The sequence below is a fragment of the Massilia niastensis DSM 21313 genome (assembly GCF_000382345.1).
GTDB lineage: Bacteria > Pseudomonadota > Gammaproteobacteria > Burkholderiales > Burkholderiaceae_D > Telluria > Telluria niastensis.
Genome location: NZ_KB908123.1, coordinates 37497 through 45256, shown reverse-complemented (window position 1 = coordinate 45256; position 7760 = coordinate 37497). Strand labels below are relative to the sequence as shown.

General features: G+C 67.4%; 6 protein-coding genes. 4 read left to right on the top strand and 2 right to left on the bottom strand.

Features of this window, described 5'->3' with window-relative positions; translation table 11 throughout:
* From kdgD to H162_RS0122745, 3 genes are all read left to right on the top strand, one after another.
* A partial coding sequence (gene kdgD / locus H162_RS0122755) for a 5-dehydro-4-deoxyglucarate dehydratase (protein ID WP_020655798.1) occupies positions 1–884 on the top strand: 884 nt, incomplete at its 5' end.
* A gap of 108 nt (positions 885–992) precedes the next feature.
* Positions 993–2576 (top strand): aldehyde dehydrogenase (NADP(+)), encoded by a 1584-nt coding sequence (locus tag H162_RS0122750; protein WP_040787972.1) that lies wholly within the window; start codon positions 993–995, stop codon positions 2574–2576.
* Positions 2577–2774: 198 nt separating this feature from the next.
* Positions 2775–3857, top strand: coding sequence for a porin (locus tag H162_RS0122745; protein ID WP_020655796.1), 1083 nt, complete (start codon positions 2775–2777; stop codon positions 3855–3857).
* 316 nt (positions 3858–4173) lie between these two features.
* On the opposite strand, the gene gudD is transcribed toward H162_RS0122745, so the two are convergent.
* A complete protein-coding gene (gudD, locus tag H162_RS0122740; protein WP_020655795.1) occupies positions 4174–5529 on the bottom strand; it encodes a glucarate dehydratase in 1356 nt (451 codons plus the stop codon).
* 238 nt (positions 5530–5767) lie between these two features.
* Between gudD and H162_RS0122735 the strand changes: the two genes are divergently transcribed.
* Positions 5768–5974, top strand: coding sequence for a hypothetical protein (locus tag H162_RS0122735; RefSeq protein ID WP_020655794.1), 207 nt, complete (start codon positions 5768–5770; stop codon positions 5972–5974).
* Between the two features lie 9 nt (positions 5975–5983).
* On the opposite strand, the gene H162_RS0122730 is transcribed toward H162_RS0122735, so the two are convergent.
* Complete coding sequence (locus H162_RS0122730; RefSeq protein WP_051109981.1) at positions 5984–7618, bottom strand: MFS transporter; 1635 nt, start codon at positions 7616–7618, stop codon at positions 5984–5986.
* Positions 7619–7760 lie beyond the last annotated feature (142 nt).

The following is a 7760-nucleotide window of genomic DNA, read 5'->3' as shown; positions in this document are numbered from 1 at the left end:
TTTCCTCCGGCCTGCTGTCCTTCCCGGTCACCGACTTCGACGCCCAGGGCGACTTCGTCCCGACCGCCTACGCCGACCGCCTCGAATGGCTGGCCCCGTACGGCGCCTCGGCGCTGTTCGTCGCCGGCGGCACGGGCGAGTTCTTCTCGCTGACCCCGGAAGACTATACCCAGGTCGTGAAGGTCGCCGTGGAAACCTGCCGCGGCAAGGTGCCGATCCTGGCCGGCGCCGGCGGCCCGACCCGCACCGCGATTCGCTATGCCAAGGAAGCCGAGCGCCTCGGCGCCCACGGCATCCTCCTGATGCCGCACTACCTGACCGAGGCGAGCACCGACGGCCTGGTCGAGCACATCGCCGCCGTCTGCAATTCGGTCAGCTTCGGCGTCGTGGTCTACAACCGCAACGTCTGCAAGCTCACCGCCGAGGCGCTGCTCGAACTGGCCGACCGCTGCCCCAACCTGATCGGCTTCAAGGATGGCGTCGGCGACATCGAAACCATGGTCACCATCCGCCGCAAGCTGGGCGACCGCCTGACCTACCTGGGCGGCCTGCCGACCGCGGAAGTGTATGCCGCCGCCTACAAGGCGCTGGGCGTGCCGGTCTACTCCTCGGCCGTGTTCAACTTCATCCCCAAGACCGCGATCGAGTTCTACGAAGCGATCCGCCTTGACGACGTGGCGACCCAGGAACGCCTGATCGACACCTTCTTCCTGCCTTACCTGGACATCCGCAACAAGAAGGCCGGCTACGCCGTCAGCATCGTCAAGGCCGGCGCCACCCTGGTCGGCCACACCGCAGGCCCGGTGCGCACCCCGCTGATCGACCTGAACCCGCAGGAATGCGAACAGCTGAACGCCCTGATCAAGAAGCTCGGCCCGCAGTAAATGCGCTGTAAATATGTTGTAAATGTGTACTAAGTAGTAACCGCAATTTCCCCGACGCGCCTTGCATTTGCTGGCGCGTCACCGCTCTCATCTGTATGATTTAGTGATATGACAACTACACTCAATGGCCATTTGCTGATCGGGGCTACGGTCCAGGCCGGGGCATCCGGACAATTCCGCGCAGTCGATCCCTCGACCGGACGCGAGATCGAACCCGCCTTCGGCAGCGCCACCCTCGACGACGTCGAGCGCGTCTGCGAACTGGCCGAGCAGGCCTTCGACACCTACCGCGCCGTCCCGCTGGAGCAGCGCGCCCAGTTCCTCGAGCAGATCGCGGAAAACATCCTCGGTCTGGGCCCGGCCCTGATCGAGCGTGCGATGCAGGAATCCGGCCTGCCGCAAGCGCGCCTCGAAGGCGAGCGCGGACGCACGGTCAACCAGCTGCGCCTGTTCGCAAAAGTGGTGCGCGACGGCCGCTGGCTCGGCACGGCGCTCGATGCGGCCCTGCCGGAACGCGCCCCGCCGCGCCCTGACCTGCGCCTGCGCAAGATCGGCCTCGGTCCGGTTGTCGTCTTCGGCGCCAGCAACTTCCCGCTCGCCTTCTCGGTCGCCGGCGGCGACACCGCGTCGGCGCTGGCAGCCGGCTGCCCGGTCATCGTCAAGGCCCATGGCGCCCATCCCGGCACCTCCGAACTGGTGGGCAAGGCGATCCAGGCGGCGGTGGCTTCCTGCGGCCTGCCCGAAGGCGTGTTCTCGATGCTGCACGGCGATGGACGCAGCATCGGCCAGGCCCTGGTCACGCACCCGGCGGTCAAGGCCGTCGGCTTCACCGGTTCGCGCCAGGGCGGCGTGGCGCTGGTGCAGGCCGCCGCGCGCCGTCCGGAGCCGATCCCGGTGTATGCCGAAATGAGCAGCATCAACCCGATCTTCCTGCTGCCGGGCGCCCTGGCGCAGCGCGCCGCGGGCATCGGCGCCGGCTTCGTCGATTCGCTGACGCTCGGTTCCGGCCAGTTCTGCACCAACCCGGGCCTGGTGATCGCGCTCGAAGGCGAAGACCTCGACACCTTCATCGGCGCCGCAAGCACCGCATTGCAGGGCAAGGTCGGCGCGACCATGCTGACGCCGGGCATCCACAAGGCCTTCAACCAGGGTGTCGAGAAACTCGGCAAGGAAGCAGGCGTGCAGCTGCTGGCCCGCGGCGAGTGCGGCACCACGGCATGCGCCGGCCAGCCCGCCCTGTTCGCCACCGACGCCGCCACCTTCCTCGCCAATCCGGCCCTCGAGGACGAGATCTTCGGCGCCGCGTCGCTGCTGATCCGCTGCCGCGACCTGGCCGAGTTCCGCCAGATCGCCGAGCATCTCGACGGCCAGCTGACCGCGACCCTGTTCCTGACCGAAGCGGACCGCGCCGCTGCGCTGGACCTGTTGCCGGTCCTCGAACGCAAGGCCGGCCGCGTGCTCGCCAACGGTTTCCCGACCGGCGTCGAAGTCTCGCACGCGATGGTCCATGGCGGCCCGTTCCCGGCCACCTCGGACAGCCGCAGCACCTCGGTCGGCGCCGGCGCGATCGACCGCTTCCTGCGCCCGGTCAGCTACCAGGACCTGCCTTCCTATCTCCTAGCGCCTGAACTCCAGGACGACAATCCGCTCGCGCTGTGGCGCGTCCGCGACGGCAGCCTGGCGCAACACTAATCCAGCAGTAAAGGGGCCTCGAAAAACCGTAGCGAGCGGCAGCAATGTTGGCCGAGAAGCGCAGCTGTACGGGAGTACAGCGAGCATCGCAGGCCAACAGTGCAACGCGCAGCAGGTTTTTCGAGGTCCCCTAAAGCAGCAAGGCCCCCAGCGGGACATACCAACAGCAGGCCTCACGGCCTGCCTCCAGGAGACATAATGAAAAAAACGATCATCGCCGCAGCCGTCCTGGCCGCCGGTACCGGGGCAGTTCAGGCCCAGACCAACGTCAGCATCTACGGCATCGTCGATGCGGGCTTCGTGCATGAAAGCGGCGGCGTGGCCGGCAGCGTGAACAAGATCACCAGCGGCGTCGGCTCGGCCTCCCGCATCGGTTTCCGCGGCACCGAAGACCTGGGCGGCGGCACCTCGGTCTACTTCACGCTCGAGAATGGCAACCGTCTCGATACCGGTGAAGTCGACGCGGCCGGCACCATCTTCAACCGCCAGGCCTTCGTCGGCATCAAGGGCAAGGCCGGCTCGCTGTCCCTCGGCCGCCAGTACACGCCGTGGCACCAGGCCCTGGCCCAGGTCGGCGATCCGTTCAGCACCGGCTACGCCGGCGGCTCGAAGAACCTGTTCCCGGATTTCGGCACCAACGTCCGCACCAGCAATACGGTGATCTACACGACGCCGGTCATGAGCGGATTCACCGCGGACGTGGCCTACAGCGCCGGCGAGCAGGCCGGCAGCAGCAAATCGGGCCGCCAGATGGGCGCTTCGCTGGGCTACGTGGCCGGACCGCTGAATGTGCGCCTCGCGTACAACCACAAGAATTCCGACGTCGCCGCGGCGCCGGGCGTGCCCCCTGTCACGCGCGGCAACGGCAGCAACAAGCTGCTGGCCGCCAACTACGACTTCAAGGTGCTGAAGGCCTACCTGGCGTTCAGCGTCGACAAGGGCTTCGGCAGCGCGCCTCTCGGCAATAACAACAACCCGTTCGGCGGCGTCGCACCGACCGCCTCCCTTGATGGCAACGAAATCCTGCTGGGCGCCGTGGTGCCGGCCGGCCCGGGTAACGTCGTGGTCACCCTGATGCGCAAGGACGACAAGACCTTCCGCAACCAGGATGCGCGCTCGGTCGGCCTGGGCTACCTGTATTCGCTGTCCAAGCGCACCAGCCTGTACGGAGTCTACGGCGCCATCGACAACGAGAACGGCGCAGGCTACACCGTGGCCAACAATACGGAAACCGGTTCGGGCGACCGCGCCTTCAACCTGGGCGTTCGCCACACCTTCTGACCGGGCGGCTGTCGCGGCGCGGCTGATCAAGCGCCAGCGACGGCCCCGCATCTTCAAGACGTCGTTCCCGCCTGCGCGGGAACGACGTTTTTGTGCTTCCGGAGCTTCGTTGCCAGGCTGCGCACCGGCACGCAAGCGCCGCTTCGGAATGCTGCACCACCCTCCCCTGCCTGTTGCGTCGTGCGCTCGATCGTCGTGATTCGGACGAGCCGATTCGCTCCGGCGACAGCGCAAAAAAAACCACCGGACGCATCCGGTGGTGTTCTTTATTGCCCCGCACCGGGCCATCCCATCGGGACAGCCTGGGCGTCGACGGTCAGCGTACGAAGCTCGGACGCTTGTTGTCGAACTTCCAGCCCGGGTAGAAGAACTGCATCGCCACGGAGTCGTCGCGCACGCCCAGGCCCTTGCTCAGGTAGAGCTGGTGCGCGGCCTCGAGGGCGTCCATGTCGATCTCGACGCCGAGACCCGGCTTGGCAGGCACCTCGATCATGCCTTCCTTGATCTGCAGCGGCTCCCTGGTCAGGCGTTGGCCGTCCTGCCAGATCCAGTGGGTGTCGAGCGCCGTGATCTTGCCCGGTGCGGCGGCGCCGACCTGGGTGAACATGGCGAGCGAGATGTCGAAGTGGTTGTTCGAGTGCGAACCCCAGGTCAGGCCCCAGTCGTGGCACATCTGCGCCACCCGGACCGAACCCTGCATGGTCCAGAAGTGCGGGTCCGCCAGCGGGATGTCGACCGATTGCAGCTGGATCGCATGGCCCATCTGGCGCCAGTCGGTGGCGATCATGTTGGTCGCGGTCGGCAGGCCGGTGGCGCGGCGGAACTCGGCCATGACTTCGCGTCCCGAGTAGCCCTCCTCGGCGCCGCACGGGTCTTCCGCGTAGGCCAGGATGTGGCCCTTGCCGCGGCACAGGCGGATCGCTTCCTTGAGCGACCAGGCGCCGTTCGGATCCAGGGTCACGCGCGCATCCGGGAAACGCTCGGCCAGCGCGGTCACGGCCTCGATCTCCTCGTCGCCGCGGAATACGCCGCCCTTCAGCTTGAAGTCCTTGAAGCCGTAGCGCTTGTACGCGGCTTCAGCCAGGCGCACCACCCCTTCCGGCGTCACCGCCTTTTCGTGGCGAACACGCAGCCAGTCATCCTGCTGGTCAGGCTCGCTCGCGTATTCCAGGTCGGTGGCGAGGCGGTCGCCCACGTAGAACAGGTAGCCCAGCATCTCGACCTTGTCGCGCTGCTGGCCTTCGCCCAGCAGTGCGCAGACCGGCACGCCGAGGAACTTGCCGAGCAGGTCGAGCAGCGCGGATTCGATCGCGGTGACGGCGTGGACGGCGATGCGCAGATCGAAGGTCTGCAGACCACGCCCGCCGACGTCGCGATCGGCGAAGGTCGAGCGCACCTTGTTCAGGATGCCCTGGTAATTGCCGATCGACTGGCCGACGATCAGCTGGCGCGCGTCTTCCAGGGTCTGCCGGATCGGCTCGCCTCCCGGCACCTCGCCGACGCCGGTATTGCCCGCGTTATCCGTCAGGATCACGATATTACGGGTGAAATATGGCCCGTGCGCGCCGCTCAGGTTGAGCAGCATGCCGTCGCGGCCCGCGACCGGCACAACGCGCATGTCGGTAACGATGGGCGCGCTCTGGCGGACTGCCTGGGAATTCGTGCTGGACATAAGTGAGTCTCCTGTTAGTTATCAGTCGTCGTACAACATGGTATGAGTATATGGCGGTGTAATCACGAATGCAACCAGAAGAACGAAGAATCTGGGGCCGCCGTGTCGGAAAGGGACATCTCGTCAGACGTCTGAACACTTATGCGCTTTGCGCATGATCGATATGAGAACTCATCATTGGATTTGATGACCCACCGGCGGCATACTTCAGCCTGGATTTATTGCTATCAGGATACTTATGTCGACCACCACCATTGCCGCACCACCTTCATCGCCCGTGTTCGGCCACCTCGCGCGCTTCGTCGCGGCGCTCGCGGCAGCGCCGGCGGCGCCCGCCCCGGGCGTGCCGATGCCGCATTCTGCCTTCTTCAACCTGCTCCGCCTGAGCGGCGGCGTGAACAGCGTCGATCCGGCACTGCTGGCCGAGCGCATCGTCCAGGAATGAGCCGCCGCTTTAGTCGGGATCGATGAAGTAGCGCGTCACCTGCGGCAGCTCGGGGCCGATGTGGAAGGCGCGCTTGCGGTCGCGCAGCGCGACGTCGGCGCGGCTGACGCGGTCGAAGCGGCGCAGGTGCTCGGTCCAGGATTCATCGACGATGCATTCGATGAAGCGCCCCGGATCGGTGGCGTCGTGCATCAGCTCCCAGCGCAGGGCGCCCTGCCTCAGGCGGCTGCGCCGGCTCTCCTGCATCACTGCGCGAAACTCCTCGCTGCGCTCCGGATCGATCCGGAACTCGATGCTTATCTGCAGCCTTCCCGGCCGCACCGGCGCCGCGGCGACCGGGGCCTGCAATTCCTTCGAGGGCGTGAAATCCTCCTCGATGCTGCGCTCGCCGCCCAGCCAGTGGGCGACCAGCGTCGCCACCGCCGTGCTGGCGCCGGCCGCCAGCAGGCTGGCCTGGACGCTGGTGCTGGTGGCCAGCTGGCCCCATGCCACGGCGCCCACGGCGCTGGCGCCCATCATCGCCATCTGGAAGATCGACATGCCGCGCGCCCGCACCCAGTCCGGCAGCGCCAGCTGCACCGACACCGTCAGCGCATTGGCCGCGATGAGCCACCCCATCCCGGCCAGGAACATGGCGGGAACGGCCAGCCAGAGCGAGGAGCCGGCGGCGACCGCCGCGATCGACGCCCCCAGCAGCAGTGCGCCGGACAGCACCAGCCATTCATTGGTGAGGCTCAGGCGCACCCGCAGGCGCGGCAGGATCAGCGCGCCGATCAGCGAGCCCGCGCCCATGCTGGCCAGGAGCAGCGTGAAGATGTGCGCCGCGCCGCCACCGTAGCCGCGCGCCACCAGCGGCAGCAGCGCCAGGATCGAGATCGAATGGAAGTAGAAGACCACGGTGCGCACCAGGGTCAGCTTGACGCGCTCGGATTGGCGCACGAACTGGATGCCGACCCGGATCGCGCTGCGCAGCCGCTCGCGACCGAGCTCGCTCTGGACATGCTCGCGGCGCCAGCGCACCAGCAGCACCGCCGACCAGATCGACAGCAGCGCGTTCAGCACGAACACCCAGACATTGCCGACGCTGGCGATCAGCGCACCCGCGATCAGGGGACCGGCGATGCGCGAGGAATTCATCGCCACCCCGTTCAGCGCGATCGCGACCGGCAGCTGGGCGCGCGGGACCAGCTCGGGCACCAGGGCCGCGAAGACGGGAAAGCGCATCGCCAGGCCGATGCCGTTGGCCGCCGTCAGCACCAGCAGCAAGGCCGGCGTGAGGACGCCGGACAGCACCGCAAGGCACAGCAGCAGCGCCACGGCGGCGACCCAGCACTGCGTGACGATGAAGTAGCGGCGGCGGTCCAGGATGTCGGCCATCGCGCCGCTCGGCAGGCCAAGCAGGAACATCGGCAGGGTCGACGCGGTCTGGACCAGCGCCACCCACAACGGCGAAGTCTGCAGGGAGGTCATCATCCAGGCGGCGGCGACGTCGTTCATCCACATGCAGATGTTCGCGGTCAGCCAGATGACCCACAGCTTGCGGTAGGCGGGATTGGCGAGCGGCGCCAGCGCCGACAGCGAGGCCTTGTCGGCCGCGGCGGCGGGGCGCGGCGGCGGGTTGTGCGGATCAGCGTTGCGGGTCACGGTCTCCTGCTCTTCATGGAACGTCTGTTGGCGCCTGGACCGGAGGGCGCGCACCGGGGATTTCCTCCATCATAGGCCCCGCGACGAAGCTCGGCAACCGGAGCGTCCTCGCGCAGCCGGTCGCGCAAGGGTCCGGCGCCGC

Excerpts from the sequence above, each read along its gene's own strand:
- gudD (WP_020655795.1), bottom strand. The coding sequence starts at position 5,529 with ATGTCCAGCACGAATTCCCAGGCAGTCCGCCAGAGCGCGCCCATCGTT.
- H162_RS0122745 (WP_020655796.1), top strand. The coding sequence starts at position 2,775 with ATGAAAAAAACGATCATCGCCGCAGCCGTCCTGGCCGCCGGTACCGGG.
- H162_RS0122750 (WP_040787972.1), top strand. The coding sequence starts at position 993 with ATGACAACTACACTCAATGGCCATTTGCTGATCGGGGCTACGGTCCAG.
- H162_RS0122735 (WP_020655794.1), top strand. The coding sequence starts at position 5,768 with ATGTCGACCACCACCATTGCCGCACCACCTTCATCGCCCGTGTTCGGC.